General features: G+C 39.7%; 19 protein-coding genes and 1 tRNA gene. 12 read left to right on the top strand and 8 right to left on the bottom strand.

Features of this window, described 5'->3' with window-relative positions:
- Positions 1–22 precede the first annotated feature (22 nt).
- The 3 genes from thrC (at position 23) to speD (ending at position 2,730) form a co-directional block, all read left to right on the top strand.
- Positions 23–1,231, top strand: coding sequence for a threonine synthase (thrC, locus tag DLD82_RS14625; protein WP_109941868.1), 1,209 nt, complete (start codon positions 23–25; stop codon positions 1,229–1,231).
- Complete coding sequence (locus DLD82_RS14620) at positions 1,186–1,773, top strand: DUF5803 family protein (RefSeq protein ID WP_181391469.1); 588 nt, start codon at positions 1,186–1,188, stop codon at positions 1,771–1,773. Before thrC ends, DLD82_RS14620 begins: the two co-directional genes overlap by 46 nt.
- A 516-nt stretch (positions 1,774–2,289) precedes the next feature.
- Positions 2,290–2,730 carry an S-adenosylmethionine decarboxylase gene (gene speD / locus DLD82_RS14615; RefSeq protein ID WP_109941980.1) on the top strand — a complete coding sequence of 147 codons (441 nt, stop codon included), beginning with the start codon at positions 2,290–2,292 and terminating at the stop codon, positions 2,728–2,730.
- A gap of 72 nt (positions 2,731–2,802) precedes the next feature.
- Here the strand turns inward: speD and DLD82_RS14610 are convergent, their stop codons facing one another.
- The 4 genes from DLD82_RS14610 to DLD82_RS14595 form a co-directional block, all read right to left on the bottom strand.
- On the bottom strand, positions 2,803–3,342 hold the full coding sequence (locus tag DLD82_RS14610) for a DJ-1/PfpI family protein (RefSeq protein WP_109941866.1): 540 nt from the start codon (positions 3,340–3,342) through the stop codon (positions 2,803–2,805).
- A gap of 75 nt (positions 3,343–3,417) precedes the next feature.
- Positions 3,418–3,852 (bottom strand): ACT domain-containing protein, encoded by a 435-nt coding sequence (locus DLD82_RS14605; RefSeq protein WP_109941865.1) that lies wholly within the window; start codon positions 3,850–3,852, stop codon positions 3,418–3,420.
- Positions 3,853–5,154 (bottom strand): phenylacetate--CoA ligase family protein, encoded by a 1,302-nt coding sequence (locus tag DLD82_RS14600; RefSeq protein WP_109941864.1) that lies wholly within the window; start codon positions 5,152–5,154, stop codon positions 3,853–3,855.
- On the bottom strand, positions 5,154–6,443 hold the full coding sequence (locus tag DLD82_RS14595) for a phenylacetate--CoA ligase family protein (RefSeq protein ID WP_109941863.1): 1,290 nt from the start codon (positions 6,441–6,443) through the stop codon (positions 5,154–5,156). The genes DLD82_RS14600 and DLD82_RS14595 overlap by 1 nt, the downstream gene beginning before the upstream one ends.
- Positions 6,444–6,629: 186 nt before the next feature.
- On the opposite strand from DLD82_RS14595, the gene DLD82_RS14590 reads away from it, so the two are divergent.
- Together DLD82_RS14590 and DLD82_RS14585 are read left to right on the top strand one after the other, a co-directional pair.
- Complete coding sequence (locus DLD82_RS14590) at positions 6,630–7,310, top strand: mechanosensitive ion channel family protein (RefSeq protein WP_109941862.1); 681 nt, start codon at positions 6,630–6,632, stop codon at positions 7,308–7,310.
- A 40-nt stretch (positions 7,311–7,350) separates the two neighbouring features.
- Positions 7,351–8,022, top strand: coding sequence for a flavodoxin family protein (locus DLD82_RS14585; protein WP_245920463.1), 672 nt, complete (start codon positions 7,351–7,353; stop codon positions 8,020–8,022).
- Between the two features lie 3 nt (positions 8,023–8,025).
- Here the strand turns inward: DLD82_RS14585 and DLD82_RS14580 are convergent, their stop codons facing one another.
- On the bottom strand, positions 8,026–9,741 hold the full coding sequence (locus DLD82_RS14580; protein WP_109941860.1) for an AMP-binding protein: 1,716 nt from the start codon (positions 9,739–9,741) through the stop codon (positions 8,026–8,028).
- A 91-nt stretch (positions 9,742–9,832) separates the two neighbouring features.
- Here DLD82_RS14580 and DLD82_RS14575 point away from each other — a divergent pair.
- The 3 genes from DLD82_RS14575 to DLD82_RS14565 all read left to right on the top strand — a co-directional run bounded on the left by DLD82_RS14575 (position 9,833) and on the right by DLD82_RS14565 (position 12,090).
- Positions 9,833–9,992, top strand: a tRNA-Trp gene (locus DLD82_RS14575).
- Between the two features lie 90 nt (positions 9,993–10,082).
- A complete protein-coding gene (locus DLD82_RS14570) occupies positions 10,083–11,264 on the top strand; it encodes a bifunctional 5,6,7,8-tetrahydromethanopterin hydro-lyase/3-hexulose-6-phosphate synthase (protein WP_109941859.1) in 1,182 nt (393 codons plus the stop codon).
- A gap of 160 nt (positions 11,265–11,424) precedes the next feature.
- Positions 11,425–12,090 (top strand): DUF4013 domain-containing protein, encoded by a 666-nt coding sequence (locus tag DLD82_RS14565; protein ID WP_109941858.1) that lies wholly within the window; start codon positions 11,425–11,427, stop codon positions 12,088–12,090.
- 155 nt (positions 12,091–12,245) lie between these two features.
- Here DLD82_RS14565 and DLD82_RS14555 read toward each other — a convergent pair whose 3' ends face one another.
- A complete protein-coding gene (locus DLD82_RS14555; protein WP_109941856.1) occupies positions 12,246–13,529 on the bottom strand; it encodes an Ig-like domain-containing protein in 1,284 nt (427 codons plus the stop codon).
- A 554-nt stretch (positions 13,530–14,083) separates the two neighbouring features.
- On the opposite strand from DLD82_RS14555, the gene DLD82_RS14550 reads away from it, so the two are divergent.
- On the top strand, positions 14,084–14,326 hold the full coding sequence (locus DLD82_RS14550; protein WP_109941855.1) for a hypothetical protein: 243 nt from the start codon (positions 14,084–14,086) through the stop codon (positions 14,324–14,326).
- Positions 14,327–14,402: 76 nt separating this feature from the next.
- Positions 14,403–14,960 (top strand): flavodoxin family protein, encoded by a 558-nt coding sequence (locus DLD82_RS14545; protein WP_181391459.1) that lies wholly within the window; start codon positions 14,403–14,405, stop codon positions 14,958–14,960.
- 269 nt (positions 14,961–15,229) lie between these two features.
- On the opposite strand, the gene DLD82_RS14540 is transcribed toward DLD82_RS14545, so the two are convergent.
- Complete coding sequence (locus tag DLD82_RS14540) at positions 15,230–16,234, bottom strand: hypothetical protein (RefSeq protein WP_109941853.1); 1,005 nt, start codon at positions 16,232–16,234, stop codon at positions 15,230–15,232.
- Positions 16,235–16,631: 397 nt separating this feature from the next.
- On the opposite strand from DLD82_RS14540, the gene DLD82_RS14535 reads away from it, so the two are divergent.
- A complete protein-coding gene (locus DLD82_RS14535; protein WP_109941852.1) occupies positions 16,632–18,062 on the top strand; it encodes an MFS transporter in 1,431 nt (476 codons plus the stop codon).
- Positions 18,063–18,121: 59 nt separating this feature from the next.
- Here the strand turns inward: DLD82_RS14535 and DLD82_RS14530 are convergent, their stop codons facing one another.
- A complete protein-coding gene (locus DLD82_RS14530; RefSeq protein ID WP_109941851.1) occupies positions 18,122–18,454 on the bottom strand; it encodes a P-II family nitrogen regulator in 333 nt (110 codons plus the stop codon).
- Positions 18,455–18,650: 196 nt separating this feature from the next.
- Here DLD82_RS14530 and DLD82_RS14525 point away from each other — a divergent pair, with 196 nt between their 5' ends.
- Positions 18,651–19,889, top strand: coding sequence for a PAS domain-containing protein (locus DLD82_RS14525; RefSeq protein ID WP_109941850.1), 1,239 nt, complete (start codon positions 18,651–18,653; stop codon positions 19,887–19,889).
- Positions 19,890–19,898 lie beyond the last annotated feature (9 nt).

Below are 19,898 nucleotides of genomic sequence, written 5' to 3'. Positions count from 1 at the left end.
ATACGAACTAACCTTACTTTCTATGTTTGATCTCGTATGCATCGGTTGTGGGGCAACTTATCCATCTGATGCTGTTATGTATACCTGCAGCAGGTGTGGCCACCTTCTTGAGGTCAGGTATGACCTTGCCAATATCAATATTACCAGAAAGGACTGGCTTTCAAAACCTATCTCGGTATGGAGATATCGTGAACTTCTTCCGGTATCTGGATCTCCGGTTACTCTTCATGAGGGTGGTACTCCCCTTTATCATCTCCAGCGTATTGGGGAAGAACTGGGAGTCAAAGAATTATATGCCAAACATGAAGGTATGAATCCGACAGGATCCTTTAAAGACCGGGGTATGACGGTTGGGGTTTCTATGGCCATGCAACTTGGGATGTCATCGGTTGCTTGTGCCAGTACTGGAAATACTTCTGCTTCTCTTTCAGCTTATGGTGCAAAAGCGGGTATTCCAGTTGTTGTTCTTCTTCCATCAGGAAAGGTTGCACTTGGTAAAGTAGCCCAGGCCCTGATGCATGGTGCACGGGTAATTTCTATTCGTGGTAATTTTGACCGTGCACTTGAGATGGTCCGGGATCTGTGTGAAAAGAAGGGAATATATCTTCTCAATTCGGTTAATCCATACCGGCTTGAAGGACAAAAGACCATTGGATTTGAAACAATTGATCAATTGAATGGGGAAGTCCCTGATCGAATGGTCCTGCCGGTTGGAAATGCCGGAAATATTTCTGCAGTATATAAAGGACTTTTAGAACTGCAGGAACTTGGATTTGTTGACAGGATACCTATGATGACTGGTATCCAGGCTGATGGGTCGCAGCCTGTTGTAAAGGCAATAAAAGGAGACCTTCCTGAAGTTGTTCCAGATTTAAATCCTGAAACCATCGCCACTGCAATACGGATTGGTGCTCCTGTAAATGCTGAAAAAGTTCTAAAAGCGATTCGTATGAGTAAAGGAACAGCAGATTCAGTCACAGATGAAGAAATTCTTGCCATGCAACGAGATCTTGCACAAAAAGAGGGTATCGGGGTAGAACCTGCCTCTGCCGCTTCAGTTGCTGGAGTAAAGAAACTCATCGAATCTGGAGAAATTGACCGTAATGAACGTATCGTATGTGTTGTTACCGGTCATCTCCTCAAAGACCCGGAAACGGTTATTAAACAATGTGCTCCTCCAATCGAATGCGACGCTACACTCGAATCATTACTTGCTGCATTGCATCTCTGATTCTGATGATGATGCCTGTTGCCGGAATCAATCTTTCGGCAACGGTTCATGATGACGGAGAGAGATATAGCGCAATTGTTCTGGTTAATAATACCGAACGGTATGATCTGATACAACCCGGAATGGTAGGGGAACGGATTCCTCTGGATGTACAAAATGTAAGTGTTCGTAATGATTCCAGTGAGTTATCAATAAAACCAGATCGGGGGGTGCTCACCTTTCCACCTGGTAACTACACTATCAGGTATGACGCACCGATTACTGCAAAAACAATACAGTTCCTGTTTACTGAGCCTGCTAATGCAACTGTCTTGCTCCCACATCCGTACCGGATTGGGAATCCTCTCCTCACATCGATGCAGCCGTCTGGTCTGGTGACTACATGGAGTAACAACTCAACAACGGTGTCATGGAATAATGTCCGTTCTGTTGAATTGCGATATTATGATGAAAAGCAGGAGCATCTTCTCTTTCTGTTTGCCCAGTTCTGGCTGATAATTGCAGTGGTACTATTGTTGCCCTTTTTCCTGTCAAGAAAATAAGCAGTTCATGATTACTGTCTGGTTTTTATACAGCAGTACTCAATCATGATCTGCTCTCTTTTTTACTTTTTTTATGCGGCACCTTCAGGATCGAATCGCGCGAATTAATTTTTACCCTCCTGATCAATCTTATTTAACAATTGAGAACCGAAATTGCCCGAATATTCCGTATTTTTTTCACAAAAAAAAAGAAAATTCTTGCGTTTAATTCACAAAAGAGCACCAATTTTTTTGTTTTATTGAAATTGCTATGATTAAAACTCTTTGTATTGCCGCGCTACCTCTAAAAACCATTAGAAATGATTTATTTCTATTATCCTTCGAGATAAAATTTCATATTTTTGTCAGAAATTAGATTTCAAGCATAAATCGAGATTTTTAGATTAAATCGTGAAAATAGGGTCTAAAATGAAAATCAAAGTCCAATAATGACGATTTATCTATTTGGGCACTTTTGACAAGGGTAAACCTTAAATCCTCAGGGATACACGTGATTGAGTCAAATGGTGATACATGATGATTGACACACTTGTTCCAACCAGAGAAGGAATTGCAACCGCTCCTGCAAAATCAGATCAGGAGATTATGGAAGAGTTTAAAGTTAGGAATGCCTGGGGACTGTATGCCAGTGTTGACCTGAAAAACTGTAACCCGGAAACCATCAGAGATGCAGGGAAGATCAGAGAATTTGTCATCCAACTCTGTGACCTGATTAACATGAAGCGGTTCGGAGAACCACAGATCATTCACTTCGGGCCATGTGAGAGAGTAGCTGGATATTCTATGACTCAACTGATTGAGACTTCCCTTATCGGTGCACACTTTGCAAATGAGACCAATGCTGCATACATTGATATCTTTTCATGCAAGGAATATGCACCACAGCTTACCGCAGAATTCTGCCGGGAATTCTTCGGTGCTGATAAGATGACCGTTCACATTGCATTCAGGGATTAAACCCTCAATACCCTTTTCTTTTATTTTATTTAATACTCTCTGGTTTGTTCTTAAACAAAAAAGGAGAGTTTATTACTGTGCCATAATTGATTTAACAATTTTTTCACCAAAACCTGCAGCTGCTGGAGGCCCATTTGCTGTGATAATTCTCCCGTCGACGACAATAGGTTCTGCTTTATAGATACCTCCCCCTTTCTTAATTCTGGCAATGGCAGTATCGTCATTCCAGACGGTCATTTGTTTTTTGGTTACAATTCCGGCTTCTGCGAGGACTACTGAAGAAAGACATATGGCAGATATCGTCTTTTTCTGGCTGTCAAATTCTCTGATTATCTCATGGAGGTTTTTATCATCCCAGAGATAGTCCGGAGAACCTCCTCCACCGATAATAATGATGCCTGCATAACCCGAAACACCCGATACTCCAATATCCCGAATTGTCTTTTCAACAAGGATCTTTCCACCCAGCATCCCTATCGCAAGTCCGGTCCTGGTTGACACGATATCATAGTCAATTCCTGCTTTTTCCAGATATTTTATCGGTTCAGATAACTCTTCATCACGGAATTTTTCCGGTGCAATTACAATCAGCACCCGCTTCGGTATAGTCATAATTTTCACTGAAGGGAAATCTTCTCACAAATCAATAAAGGTATTGTTTTGGTATGGCGAAAAAAGGGAGAAAGTTTATTGGATTGAGTCGGTAGCGATAAGGGTGAAGGAATGTGAAAGCAGAAGTTTTATAGCCTCTTCAACCTTGTCTACCCGTAAAATAAGGATCGCTTTGTTTTTGCCGGAAAATGCATATGAATAATCTATATTGATTCCCGCATCACTGAGTTTTGAGGCAATTTCGAACAAACCCCCAGGTTCATCTCGCATCAGCACTGCGATCACATGAGTAAATGCAACATTAAAACCCAGTGCAGTCAGTCTTGAAAACGCAACATCAGGCTTATCTACAAGAACCCTGATAACTCCGAAACCATCTGCCTCTGCAATTGAGAATGCCAGTATGTTCACGTTCTCTTCTTGGCAGGCTTTTGCTAATGCAGCAAGTCTTCCAGGTTTATTCTCTGAAAAAAGAGAAATCTGGCGGATCATATACTGTTCACAATTCATTTATATCAATCTCCGATCAATAACACGTTTTGCTTTACCTTCAAACCGTGGAAGTGTTCCAGGTTCGGTCAGTTCAACAGAAACCTGCACATTTAACGCATTTTTAAGTGTCTTCTCCACATTTTTCTTTGTATGTATGAGATCAGCAATCTTATCTGAAAATGCTTCCTTGGCAAGTTCAACTTTGATAAGCATTTCATCCAGGGCACCTTTCCGGTCGATTTCGATCATAAAGTGCTCACCAACATCGGGTATTCCAAGCAATGCATGTTCAATCTGGCTTGGAAAAACATTGATACCTCTGATGATAAGCATATCATCTACTCTTCCGGAAAGACGTTCAAGCCTTGGATGAGTTCTCCCACAAGGGCATGGTTCTTCTCTAATAGTGGTAATATCTCCTGTTCGATATCTGATGATCGGAAGACCATCTTTTTGGAGCATTGTAACTACGAGTTCTCCACGTTTGCCGGGTGGAAGGGGCTCTTGTGTATCTGGATCCAGTATTTCAGGATAAATCAGGTCACTCCATACGTGAAATCCCTGTTGATATTCGCATTCACAAAAAAGCGGTCCGGAAAGTTCACTTGTCCCATACACATCATATGCATCAACCCCGAGCCAGTCCCTAATTCTTATGCGCATCTGTTCACTCCAGGGTTCTGCTCCGACAATGGCTTTACGAAGAAGAGTATTATTCTTAATAGAAACACCCATTTTGTCTGCGACTTCACCCATGTGCAGAAGGTATGAAGGTGTACAGGCAATTGCCGTTACCCGGAGGTCCTGCATAAGTTCTATCTGTCTCTCTGTATTTCCCACCGATGTTGGAAGAACCGTTGCTCCAATACGTTCAGCTCCATAATGAAGACCAAGTCCCCCGGTAAAAAGCCCGTATCCGTAACTCACCTGCATGACATCACCGCGTCCGATACCTGCTGAAGTCAGGCCACGTGCAAGTGATTCAGACCAGTTATAGATATCATTTTTTGTATATCCTACAACCGTGGGTTTTCCGGTAGTTCCTGATGATACATGATATCTGACCAGTTCTTCCTGTTCACTCATGATCATCCCATCAGGGTATGTGTCCCGAAGGTCTTTTTTAAACATGAAAGGAAGGCGCTTTATGTCTGAAAGACAGGTAATATCATCCGGATGAACTGCCGCCTCTTTCATGCGCTTATGATAAAACGGAGAAAAACTGTATACTTTATAAATGAGGGTCTTTAAGAGTTTGAACTGAAGTTTTTGAAGTTCTTCTTTTGGCATCTCCTCAATTCTCGGATCCCAACATCGCATCAGTCTGCACCCCGCCTGTCAACAACTCGTTTTGCTTTTCCTTCAAACCGTGGTAGTGTTCCAGGTTCCACCAGGTGGACGGTGGTTCTAAGTTCCAGTACATCCCGAAGTGATTTTATCACCTTATTCTGTACTTTCTTTAAATCAGCAAGTTCTCCATGGAAATTATCACGGGAGACCTCAACTTCAATCGTCATCTCATCCATATGGTTTATCCGGTCAACATAAACCATATAGTGATTGCCTACTTCGGGTATTGCAAGCAGAACATGTTCAATCTGGCTTGGGAACACATTAATACCTCTGATTACAAGCATGTCATCGCTTCTTCCGGTAAACCGTGCCAGTTTTGGACCTCTTCCACATGGACACGCGTCTTCCATGATCATGGTAATATCTCCTGTCCGGTAACGCAGAAGTGGCATTGCTTCTTTTACGAGTGGAGTCACAACCAGTTCACCACGCTCTCCAGGACCTAAGGTTTTCCCGGACACAGGATCAATGATCTCCACAAGATATGAATCGTGCCAGATGTGTAGTCCTTTATGCTCCGGACATTCAAATGCTACTCCTGGTCCGTACAGTTCACTCATCCCATAACTGTCAAAAGCTTCAACACCAAGTTTTTTCTGCAATTCATTTCTTGTCTTTTCAGACCAGGGTTCAGCTCCGAATATTCCTATCCTGAGTGATGAGAGATCCATTTTCATTTCTGTGGCAGCTTCAGCAAGATGCAGACCATAACTGGGTGTACAGTGGATTGCTGTTACACCAAAGTCGTGGATCATCTCAATCTGACGCTTGGTATTTCCCGTTCCGGCAGGCAATGTGGTAATTCCTGCCTTTTCTGATCCATAATGGAAACCCAGCCCTCCGGTAAACATCCCCATATTGACCATATTCTGGAATACATCCTGATTAGTAAGCCCTATCATGGTAAGATTACGGGCAATAAGACCGGACCAGTTCTCAATATCTCCTTTAGTATAACCCACAACAGTAGGTTTTCCGGTGGTTCCTGATGTTGTGTGAATCCGGACTACCTCTTGAAGAGGTACTGCCATGAATCCAAACGGGTATCCTTCCCTGAGATCACTTTTCCGTGTAAATGGTATTTTTTTCAGGTCATCCAGAGTACGAATGTCTGATGGATTTATTCCTTCTCTTCGGAACATCTCCTGATAAAAACCAACCTTCATACATCGGGTTATTGTTTCTCGCAGACGTTTTTCCTGAAGAATTCGTAATTCTGCCGGTTTTATCGTCTCTATTGCCTCATCCCAGAACATAACAAGATATCCTGAACATCCAAGAGGATGTTTATGACATAATGGTTGGCAGGGACAGTGAATAACCCTTGTTACACAGTAACATGGATTTATGATCTTTGTGGATGATCGAAGTTGGGTATAGTTCGGATAAACTCCACATTAACTATATATAATGATTTTACCTATCCCTACTTGGTGGCAATTATGACTGATATTGTAACTATGGTGGCAAATCCCCTGAATGCGACAATAACTACTATTGCCGATGTTTTCCCCTTTGTTATTGCAGCTCTGATAATCCTGTTAGTGGGCTGGATAGCTGGAAGACTTTTAGGTAAACTGGGTTCTATGATTGTCAGTAAATCCGGATTAGAAAAAGGTTTTGAAGCTACAACAATTGGTAAAGCATTGTCAGAATCAGAATGTTCTCTATCTGTTGCAACAGATTACTTAGTTCGGATAATCGTTTATCTGCTTGCTATCATGTCAGCTGCTGACACTTTACAGATCGAATCTTTACAGGGAATCTTAACTGGAATCCTGGCATATATCCCGCATATTATTGCATTTATTCTGATTCTGTTTGTTGGATTATTACTGGTTGATTATTTTGCGGATTTTATGGCCAAAATTGGGGAGAGTGCAGAGATAGAACTTATCAGACCTGTGATTGCTTTTCTGCGAATCTTTCTGTATTTTGTTATCGTTGTGCTGGCATTAACACAGTTAAATCTGAATCTGGATATAATATATGCTTTTATTGTCCCGCTATCATGGGGAATCAGTCTTGGAATAGGTGGCTCAATAATACTGTTCTTTGGATGGGGATTAAAAGAAAAGAGTCCGGAGGTTATTGATAATTTACTTGGAAAGATAAAACCCTGATTGATTTTGATCCATTCTTTTATCTTTTTTTACGGCATTTATGAATTATATGAAGGTTGTTGGTATCAACAGCAGTCCGAGGAAGAATAGTAATACAGATCTTCTCCTGTCAGCGGCGTTGAAAGGAGCAAAAGAAAAAAAAAGTGAGACTGTCCACCTGAATCTCTATGATTTCGAGATTGAATATTGCACGGCCTGTGATTCATGTTATAAGACAGGAACCTGTGTTCTTATGGATGAATTCCCTGATATCTATGAAATTATACTTGAATCAGACGGTATAATCCTTGGCAGTCCCAATTATATCAATAATGTGACGGCGAAAATGAAAACACTCCTTGACAGGATGGCCGATACAGTTCATTGTCAGCGGTTACTTGGGAAATATTCTGCAGCTGTCTCTACCGCCGGGGGTTCTGGTTCACAGGAGGTTGCTGACTATCTTAATCATTCTCTATTTATTATGGGGGCATCTGTGGTTGGCAGAGTTGGTGCAAACCTTTCAGAAGGTGATGAAACATTCAAACATGCAGTTCAGAGTTCTTATAAACTTGGGATGGACCTGGCTGATGCTATTGCCTTAAAAACTTCTTTTCCTGATCAGCAAAAGGAACACGAAGCAATGCTTCAAAGAATGAAAGAACTTGTTACTTTTCGAAAGGATGACTGGACATATGAATATGAGTACTTTAAACAAAAAAAATGGCTTTAATAGTTATGCCGTTTTAATTTTCGCTACATCCTGAAGACCCAGCATTTCAATACCCATTTCTTTCATCTTGAATTTCTGGATCTTTCCTGACACGGTGATTGGGAAAGTATCCACAAAGGCGTAATATTTTGGTATTTTATATCGTGCAATCTTGCCGTCAGCATAGTTCTGAATCTCTTCTTCGGTCAGGGATGCCCCCTCTTCTAATTTTATCCATGCCATGAGTTCCTCGCCATATTTCTCATCCGGAACTCCGATTACATATACGTCTGCGATTTTTGGATGCTGGTGTAAAAATTCCTCGATTTCACGTGGATAAATATTTTCACCGCCTCGGATGACCATGTCTTTGAGTCTGCCCTCAATATGAACGAATTCTTCAGGATCGAATGATCCAAGGTCTCCGGTATGAACCCATCCATGTTCGTCTTTTGCCTGCCTGGTAGCAGTCGGGTTGTTATAATAACACCGCATGGTCATGTATCCTCTCGCACAGATCTCTCCGATTTCACCCCGTGGAACTATCTTTTTGGTTTCCGGATCAATGATCTTGATTTCAGTATGGGGAAAGACTCGTCCAACGGTTGTAACCCGCTTGTCCAGGGGATCATGGGTTGTTGTCATGGTCACACCAGGTGAGAGTTCTGTCTGGCCATAGACAATGACTATCTCGGACATATGCATCTTTGTTGCAACTTCCTTCATCGTCTCGATGGGACAAGGGGAACCTGCCATAATCCCGGTTCGTAGAGATCGAAGATCAAATTTTGAAAAATCGGGGTGTCTGAGTTCTGCGATAAACATCGTTGGCACACCATGGACTGCGGTGCAGCGTTCTGCTTCGATGGTCCGGAGCACCTCACCCGGATCAAAAGCCGGGCCCGGGATTATCATGGTAGATCCATGAGACAAACATGCCATATTTGAAAGAACCATGCCAAAACAATGATAAAACGGAACAGGGATACACAATCTGTCTTTTTCAGTAAAACCCATTCCTTCTCCGATAATATATCCGTTGTTTAAAACTCCGTGATGGGTGAGTACGACACCTTTTGGATACCCGGTTGTTCCGGAAGTATACTGGATATTTATCGCATCATCAAAATCAAGAGATTTTTCCCGTTCAATGAGTTCATCCTGACTGATTCGTTCTGCTTTTTTCAGCAATTCATCCCACTGAAACATGCCATTGTATGGGATATCCCCCATAAAAACTACCGTTTTCAGGAACGGAAATTTTTCAGATAAGATGCGTCCGGGTCTTGATTCGTATGCTTCCGGACAGGTTTCATAGAACATCCCGACATAATCTGATGTTTTAAACCTCCCCTGAAGAATGAGTAGTTTGATCTCGGATTGTTTCAGACAATATTCCAGTTCAAAGGTCCGGTACGAGGGGTTGATATTGACCATTATCGCGCCGATTTTTGCAGTAGCAAACTGGACTATAATCCATTCCGCATAATTCATAGCCCAAATGCCGACACGATCTCCTTTGTTGACATCAAGGGCCATGAGGCCGCGGGCAACCTTATCCACCTCATCCCGAAACTGATTATAGGTTAATCTGATATCCTGCTGTGGGGATACAAGCGCTTCATTTTCAGGATACCTGTCTGCAATTTCATTGAGCATTTCACCAATCGATTGTCCCAGCAGAGGAAAGTCGGCAGTGCCACAGGCATAACTCAGTTCGGGGGTGGCCTTTGATTCCATTATTCTCACAGGTAGACGCTAAGAGAATTTATCTGTCGCTACTGATGATCATAATGTTTAAATCAGCTTTCAGACTACCTATATGAGCACAGGGGTCGTGGCCTAGTCCGGCATGGCGACGGGCTCCAGCGGTCTTTGCATTCCGGTGTAGATGATGACAAATGGGTCTGCTGATTTGGTGATGACCCGTTGGAGCACTGATGCATATCGGAGAGACCCGTCGATCGTGAGTTCAAATCTCACCGACCCCACCTCTTTTAAAAAGCCATTTATGTCATAGGACTTTTTCTTCCATGGTTGATTTATACTGTGGTCGCTGAGATATACGGGAAGGTTATCTTATGTATCTGATAGGCGAAGCTCTGATCGGCGAAGGTGCTGAACTGGCTCATGTTGACCTGATCGTCGGTGATAAAAACGGTCCGGTCGGGATGGCATTTGCGAATGCCCTCTCAAATCTTTCAGCCGGACATACTCCTCTTCTGGCTGTAATACGTCCGAATCTGCTTACCAAACCAGCGACTGTGGTTATTCCTAAAGTTACCTTAAAGCATGAGGGACAGGTTAACCAGATGTTCGGTCCGGTTCAGGCAGCAATTGCAAAAGCTGTTGCCGATTCGGTTGAGGAAGGGGCTTTTGGTAAATCTGACATAAATGAAATTTGCATTCTGGCAAGTGCGTTCCTGCATCCGTCAGCAAAAGATTACAACCGGATTTACCGGTACAATTATGGGGCTACCAAACTTGCAATTTCCCGTGCATTTGAACAATTCCCCGATGAGAAGACCCTTATTAATGAAAAAGATCGCGCAGCTCATGCAGTAATGGGCTTTAAGGTTCCGCGCCTCTGGGATCCGCCATATCTTCAGGTTGCACTCGACATTGTTGACATGGGTAAACTCAGAGCAGTTCTCTCATCCCTCCCTGAGAATGACCATCTGATCATTGAAGCAGGAACCCCGCTTATTAAGAAGTTTGGTCTGCAGGTTATCAGTGAGATTCGTGCAATAAAGCCAAATGCCTTCATTGTCGCTGACATGAAGATCCTTGATACCGGAAATCTTGAGGCACGTATGGCAGCAGATTCTTCTGCAGATGCAGTTGTGATGTCTGGTCTTGCCCCGTCCTCCACCATTGAGAAAGCAATTGTTGAGGCAAGAAAGACTGGAATATATTCTGTTATCGATATGCTCAATGTTGAAGATCCGGTCGGACTTATTGCAGGACTGAAGGTAAAGCCTGATATTGTTGAACTTCACCGTGCAATTGATGCAGAACATACCTCCCATGCATGGGGTAACATAGGTGACATCAAGAAAGCTGCAGGTGGAAAACTGCTTGTTGCAACTGCTGGTGGTATCCGTGTTCCTGTTGTTAAAGAGGCTCTGAAGACCGGAGCAGATATTCTTGTTGTCGGAAGAGCAATAACGGCAAGCAAAGATGTCCGGCATGCTGCAGAAGAATTCCTTGAGCAGCTTAATAAGGAAGAGATTGATCAGTTCAGAATCATGACCGATTTTTAATCTGAAATATTTCTGTATTCTTTTTTTCCGTTGTTTCATCACTTATTCATTCTGGTCATATCCGGTTTTATCCTGATAATTGTCATTAAGTATATATTTTTCACACGGAATTTATATATACAAAGACAGAACATTTGTTCCTATTTAGGAAGGTGACATTATGGGCATTGGAGAATATGTAAGTGATTCATTTGGATATGCAAATGAAGGATTAATTGGTAAATGGATGAGATGGATAATTCTCATTATCTGTTCTATTATCTTTCCTCTGATTATGGGATATTCTCTCAGAGTTATGAAGGGCGTTACTCCGGCACCTGAACCTGGTGAATATGTTGGCATGCTAATTGATGGAATCAAGATGATAATCATCAATATTGTCTACATGATCATACCAATTATTATTGGAATTGTGGTGTTCTCTTTAAGTGGAGGATTTGGCAGCCTTACGATGCTTGGGATGAATGTTTCTGATCCTGTGGCATATATGGGATTGTTATTTGCATCATTTGGTCTTTCATTACTGGTTTTCATGATTGTTGCTTTTATCTTCTCCTTATTTGGTATCATTGGAATGGTCCGGTTTGCGAGAATGGATAGTATGGGAGAAGCCTTTGCATTTGGTGAAATAACTGCAACAATTGGTCGGATTGGCTGGGTTCAGTATATCCTCGCTCTTATCGTTCTCATGATCATCCTGTTTGTTATCTATATGATATTAGGAATGATTCCGGTAATTGGTATACTTCTTGAACTCATTCTTGCACCCTACATTTCAATTGCTATTGCGAGATATTACTCACAATTATATGATGCAGGATCCTAATCCAAAATTTTTTTTTATTCTAAATTTTTTTCTTTTTTTTATTTGGATTATCTGAAAGGCAGCGATTTTTAGTTTCAACAATTGATTGTGAAATTTTCCTGATATGATAATCTCCGGAAAATCTCTCGTAAAAAAATGGAAAATTCTAATTATATCTAATTCAGAACCATAAAATCCCACTTTCCTGCTTGTAAGGCACCAAATAGTAACTCTGTATCATCAACATAATCATTAAGGTTTTTTATCGTAAACTCACCAGCAGGTTCTATTTCCACTCTTATCTCATTTATCTGTTCTATGCCTCTTTCATCTGGCATTTTTATTTTTAAAATACAAAACCGTGTTTTTTCAGGGTGCCATCGTTCATAAAAACCATTTGTTTCTTTCTCAAATACTCCAATGAGTATTGAACCTGTATCCCGTTTAATTGGTAATAGTAATAGACGAACAGTAATAAACTCTGAAATTTCGCTATCTACTTCGGTTTTTGTTTTTGATTCATCAATTGAAAGATCGGTTTTATTATTCTCCTCTAAAATTAGAAATATTTCATTGCTTCCTCCCTTATATCCTGGTTTTTCAACTTCAACCCGCACCCACACTTTATCATGAATATTATTCGGCCAGGTTCCATTGACTTCTGATATTCCTGAAGAATCTGTAGTGAATGAAATTTCAGGAATGATGATATCAGTGCCGGATGAAAAAATGAGCAACCCATTTACATCCGCAATTTTTTCTCCATTCTCGTCTGTAACTTGTATCGTAAGTGAAAAGGGAGAACCGGGACTGTATTCTTTTTTATCGATGGATAATTCCGGGAAAAGAATTGATGAGGTTTCAATACCGGGACTTGGTTCCTCGGTTCTTCCTTCCGGTGCTTTTAGAATCTGAATACATCTCTGGATGTATTCATGCGGGTCTTCAAAATTTTTATCATAACCCTCCGGATCGACTTTCCTGTTGTATACGCACCAAATTTTATAATTGCCGGTAATGTATTCAATTTCACATCCAATTGGCTGACCTCCGGCGTATTGATCGTATACTTCCTGATAATATCCTATTTCACCAATGTCAATAAATTCTTTTTTTCCATATCCTGATTCCGGATCTCCAAATGATTCCTTGATAATCCGGTTCATCTGATCAACTTCACCTTCATGATTGTCAGGATCGAATTCATTTACGGTAATCCGGAAAAAAATTCTTACCTTCTCTCTTGGTGGATTGTAACTTTTTGACTGAAAATATGTATACCCAACATCCAAAAAATCATCAGAAATGATGGGTTCTCCAAAAGGAGACAATGAATATGGTTCAAATAATGATTCTATCTCGTTGTGGGAAGGAACTAATTCCTCAATGTCTGCTGCCTGACAACATGCCACCAGAAATAATAGAATCACAAGTCTGATACACCAGGTGGATATTCGCATGATAATCCTCAAATGAAATGGAAATTGTCATTTTAATTTAAAAAAGTTGTTATTATATTTGTTGTTCAACCATTTCCTGAAAAGTTACTCCTATAATTATTCTCATCATCAGAGTCTTTACACCTGTCTCTTTTCTGACTGGATGCTAATAAATACTCAGGGTTATTATACTGGCAGGATAGTAAATGGAATAAGAGTCGAGAATTTAAAAGGGGTTTTGTCATTTACCGGTACTTTATGTTCCATTGGGAACCCACATACCGGCTGGCATAGTTGTTATGTAACCTGCTATTCATAGTCTGGAGGTGGATCAGGAAAAGATAGGATCTCTATCTGTTCAATTGCGCCCCCTTGGTTAAATAAACCGGCTGGCATGATCTGTATTGGGTGCTTCACCTTGGTTATCTTTTTTCTATGGAGATTCCATAGATCATTATATTTTCTCTTCCCTGATTATTCTGGAATGGAGTAAAAATTCAGGACAATGAGAAAACATATCCGAGTTCAATATGTAATGATGGTTTTATTACATTCTGTATTCAATATTGTATTACATGCCTAAAGCCAAAGCAAAAAGTCATGCGAGTGTTTCCATCAGGATGCCCGCGGAATTAAAGAATTCACTGGAGGATTATGTTACAGAACATGAATGCAATTCAATGTCTGAAGCCATTATTGCCATACTGGTTGAAAAACTGAATCCACCTATTCCGGGTTTGTGCTGGCCATGTAATTATCAAAACCCGGTAGATGCCAGGTATTGTTGCCAGTGTGGGAAAAAATTGCAGGATGATTAATACTGGTTTTTAACCTTATAAAATGCAGAGATATAATGGGATTTTAAGCGGAATCATTCCAGGAGAAAAGAGAAAAATGAAGATTGTAAGTATTTGTGGTAGCCAGAGAAAGCATGGCAATACTGAAAAGATTCTAAAAGAGTTTCAAAAGCAATTTGAGTCGCTAAACATCCAGGATTTTAAATACAAATTTTTTAACATCGCAGAGATGAATGTGTACCCATGCAGCGCCTGCCAGAAGTGTACTAAAAAAGACAATTGTATCATTCAGGATGACTTTGGAAAAGTGGCATTGAAGATGCTCCAGAGTGATTTAATCATCATCGGATCTCCGGTATATTTCTCTGACGTGAGTGCCCAGATAAAAGCCTTGTTTGATAGAACCTATTCTCTCTGGCATAAAAAAATGCTCAAGGGAAAAAATGTGATATTTGTAGCCGCATGTGCAGAATATGGAACCGGTCATACCATCGATACCATGAGACATTGGGCACGTGATCATGAGATGAATATCATTGCTACCATTGAAGGGGTAAGTGAGAAAAAAGGACATGTTCTCGATAATGAAATGACTCTGAAAACAATTTCTGATGCAGTTAGGGCTTGTGAAGGTATAATTACGCCAAATCAATAACGGGCGTTAGCTAAAAGAATTATGTGTTCATCTCAGCATCAGGTAGAAGATATTCTCCATGCCCCTCACATATATCACAATATATGTCTACGTATGGGAAACATTTAGGACAAAGATGATAGGATTGTCCTTCTCCTTTATTTCGAAAACTCTTTCGGTTTTTTTCTAATCCAGTTGTCATACTGACTTGGTTAGTGTAAATGCTGATAATGGTACGGTATAGAGAATCTATAGGTTGCCATGTATTTTTTATTTGTATTTATTCTCAATTATCCTGTGATTTTTCCACATTGAGAAAAATCCTGAGCATATCTGTTAATGTGATACCCTACTTCAGAGAGGAATTGCATTGCGTCATCCAGGGATCTGGCATGATAAGAGCCTTTAACCGGAGGAGACATCACGTTCATTTCGTTTGATTTTTTTCCAGCAGAAAAATGGTATCGCCAAACCAAATTCAAGGGCGCAAATATCCCGGTAACAGAAGTCAGAAGCTGAGTGTATAGTCCGGAAATTGTTACCGTGATTGATAATCCACGCATTTCAATTCTGAATAAATTGCCAGTGTATTTATGTGAAAAATATCCGATGATCAGGATGTCTTTATCTCTAATTGCCAATGTTACTGGAAAATCATTCATGATATCATTATTTTTTACTTCTCCAATACCTTGCATAAATGAACGGACAAGATACCTGTCCGATGGCTCAAGGATGTAGCAATAAGCTCCAAATTCTGTTTTCGGAGATAATTTCCTATTCATTTCCAACAGGTTATGATGTAATTTTCTGATACAACCAGGGAGAGTAGTTGTGTTATCAGAATCAGAATCCTGTAAATATTCCAGGGCAGAGTTATCAGTAATGCAATCAGGATTTCTAATGACTAAAAAAATGTTAGTTAACTGTTTTTGAATCGATTGTATATCAGTTCTTTTCGAATAATCCAGTAATGAAAAAGATAATTCAACAGAATTTGTAATGATGTCAGTCTGTTCTTTGATTATGTCTATGATTCTGAATATCCCTGGTATAGTGATGATTCCGGAATCATTACATGAAGAACATTCAATAAATGACTTATTGTTCCGGATTATTTCCGGTCTAAGGGAATCAGTAAAAGGGAGTTTTTCTAAATCACTTTTTTGTGCATACAATTTGGCTGCGTTAATTAATGTGATATGTCCAAGAGCAGTTTCTGCCGCATTTATTCCCTGGATGAGTTGTTGTTTTTGGCTTGTAATCCTTGACAGGCAATAATCCATATCGTTCATAGTTCCTCCTGGTTTTCAGATAAAGACTAAATTAGAAAGTCTATTTTCATATTGCCTGAAAAATCATTCATGTCTCTTCTCGTGGAATCGACCGTTATATAAAGTTCAGTGAATCCGGTGTAATAATTCCGCAGGCAATTGATAGTGCTTTATTCAATGAGGTAAAATAAGGATTTTCTCTAGAAAATATAGAGAATTATGTACTCTCTGTTCGATAATTCAGAAGCGTTGATAACACTTGTTTAAAAAAAACAAAAAGACTCTCTACAAAATCTCTTTCAATCGAGTGAAACAAATACTCTTTTCAAACAGTTATTTTATTGAGCTAAAGCCTCTATTGATATCTCCATAAAATCTATTCATGTTTAATATAGTCGAAAAAACATGAAGAATATTGATGGATATTTCACATACTGAGAAGATAGAATCATCTACTCTTACCTGTCTTCTTGATGATGCCTGTTTTACAAAAAAACACCAAAAAATCTGGGCGTTATCATCGATGGGCATTCTTCTGGATGGGTTTGATCTTTTTGTTCTTTCTGTAGCTTTACCCTTGATTATTTATTATTTCGGTGCTACTCCCATTCAGGCGGGATTAATCGGAGCTGCTGCAACCATCGGAGCCATTGCCGGTTCAGTTATTGGCGGACATCTTACCGATAAATATGGTAGGAAGAAAATATTCCTACTTGATCTGGGACTTTTCATTATAGCAGCAATTTTGTGTGGCATGGCCTGGAGCATAGAATCTTTAATACTTTTCAGATTTTTATTAGGTATCGGAGTTGGGGCTGATTATCCCATTTGTGCATCATATGTATCTGAATTCATGCCAAAAAAGATACGGGGGCGGATGCTCATCGGAGCATTCTCGTTCCAGGCTGTTGGAATATTTCTTGCTGCTGCAATTGGTCTTGCAATTTTATACATCTATCCTGATGAACTTTCATGGCGATTTATGTTACTTGTCGGTGCAATACCTGCAACCTTTATTCTTGTGGCAAGAAGGGATATTCCTGAAAGTGCCCGTTGGCACATTAAAAGAGGTGAATCCGGTCAGGCTGTTAGAATCATCTGTAGAACACTACATGATCTTCCACAAACTCTTAAAGATTGTATTTCACAGTTCAGATTATTACAAAAGTCTCCGTTTGAAACATCTGAACCTTCTCATATACCATATTCCACTCTTTTTTCGAAGAGCATGAGAAAAAAAACATTACTTGTTACTGTTCCATGGTTTTTAATGGATGTTGTTTTTTATGGTATCGGATTATTTACTCCAATCCTTCTCGCAGCAATGGCATTTGAAGGAGATGGTACGAATTTCATCGCAGATGATATTCTGGCAACAGAGGGAACAGCATTTCTTGATATTTTTCTGATTATAGGTTTTATTCTTAATATCATCCTGATCGAACGACTAGGAAGGATGAAATTACAAATCTATGGTTTTGCAGGAATGGCAGCAGGTCTGTGTCTACTCATTATTGGTTCTATGTACGGTTCATCCTTGATTTTTTTACTTTTTACCGGGTTTGCGGTATATAATCTTCTTATGAACATGGGCCCCAATGCAACAACCTTCATTCTTCCAGCTGAATTATTTCCTACACATATCCGTGCAACCGCTCATGGGTTTGCCGCAGGTATAGCAAAATCCGGTGCAGCACTTGGAATAATCCTCGTTCCTGTGTTAAAAGAGATGTATGGCATAACCGTAACACTTCTGGTAATGCTGATTCTGGTTCTTATTGCTCTTATGGTGACTGTTATGTGCAGGATTGAAACTACTGGAAGATCACTTGAGGATATTACTGAGTAGGAGATATGGGTTGTCACGATAAAAGTAGATAAAAAAAAGTCGGTTTGAATCCGGGAGATTTACAGGATCATATCTCCATTCTCTCTTGTCTGAATTCGTATTGCTTCTTCAACCGGAATTATGAATATTTTTCCATCTCCGATGTTTCCGGTAAAGGCACTCTCACAGATGATATCAATAATTTCATTGACAATTTCATCATCCACAACCATCTCTACCTTTATTTTGGGCATAAAATCGTACAATGATTGAACATTATACTGGTTTACTTCTTTAGATGTGCCCCGATACCAGATATCATAATTAATCATGGATCCATGACCCATAGCTTTCATTGCATTCCTTACATCAGTGATTTTCTCTACTCTGACAAATGCTTCAATTTTTTTCATGTTCCGGTTATTTCGTTTCGAATTGCTATATCTTTTTATTAATGAGAATATGATTTTCATTTTAAATCATATCTCTATATATAATCAATCTATATTGTGTATCTATCTGATAATATATATGGAATCGTTATTGGAAATCCGGGATAATGCTGAATTGATATTTTTTTAGAATTCCGAAATCTGGCTATGGTGCAGTATGAATGATGGTGTGACAAAAACTGGCTTTGATTTATCTGGGTATTATTCCACTCAAAGTTCTCAAAAACCAGGGATGGATAATAAATTTCCCGGTGGAAATAATTTAGATAATACCGGAGTAATTACGGCGGATTCGACAACATTGCGGGAGATCATAGATAATGCCCCCGTTGCAATACAAATCGTGGGTCCGAATGGGACATTCATCGATTGTAACAGGAAGACTTTTCAATTATTCTGTGCACAGTCACCTGATGACATAATCGGACAACCCCCCTCAATACTTTCACCAATATTACAACAGGATGGAAGAACATCAAAAGAAGTTTCAATGGAAAAGATTTCTGAAGCATTTTCTGGAAAAACTGTTTCCTTTTCCTGGTTTCATAAAAAATTAAATAATTATGTGTTTCCAGCGAAAGTGACACTAAACCATATAATGTATGATGGAATTCCCTGCTTAATGGCATCAGTCGTAGATACCAGTGACATTCATGATCAAATTGAGGAGACCACCTCTCTTATCAGAGAATCCTCATCCGGAATTTTTTCACTGGATAAAAATGGGAAAATTGTTGATGTCAATCCTGCGGTGATCACAATTACCGGATATACCAGGCAGGAACTCTGTTCTATGCACTATAATGATATCCCACTCATTAAGTCAGAGGGAGAGACTATTGAAGATGCAATTCGTCTCTTAAAACCAGTGAATGGAAAAATGGTGATACGAACAAAAAATGGTATCCGATATCTTCAAAGTACATATATCCCTGTATTGACTCAAAAAAAGGAGGTTCAATTAATATTTACCCTAATTTCTGATCAAACCTCTTTGATTGAAAAAATTAATGAAGCAGGATCTCTTGTTCGGGAAAACCCTGCAGGAATACTGACAACAGATAGTGAAGGAAAATTAATTCATGTTAATCATGCGTTCAAACAAATCAGCCAGATGAATGAAGAAAAACTTCTAAATATGCAGATTCATGATTTTTCAATAATATCGAAAACCGGTGATACATTCAAAGATGTCAAAATTACCAAAAAACCTGGCAAAGGAAAAATCGTTGTAAAATTTGGATCTGATATCCGGATTCTGGAATCTACATATATTCCTGTTTTAAATGCCAGTTCTGAAATTGATCGTGTTGTGATTATGTTTATTGATGTTACACAAGTTGACAGTGTCCAAAAATCAGGTGATTCACTAAGAAATCCTACTTTTTCTATTTAATATAAATAA

The sequence above is a fragment of the Methanospirillum stamsii genome (genome assembly GCF_003173335.1).
Taxonomy (GTDB): domain Archaea; phylum Halobacteriota; class Methanomicrobia; order Methanomicrobiales; family Methanospirillaceae; genus Methanospirillum; species Methanospirillum stamsii.
This window is presented reverse-complemented; position numbering and strand designations above follow the sequence as displayed.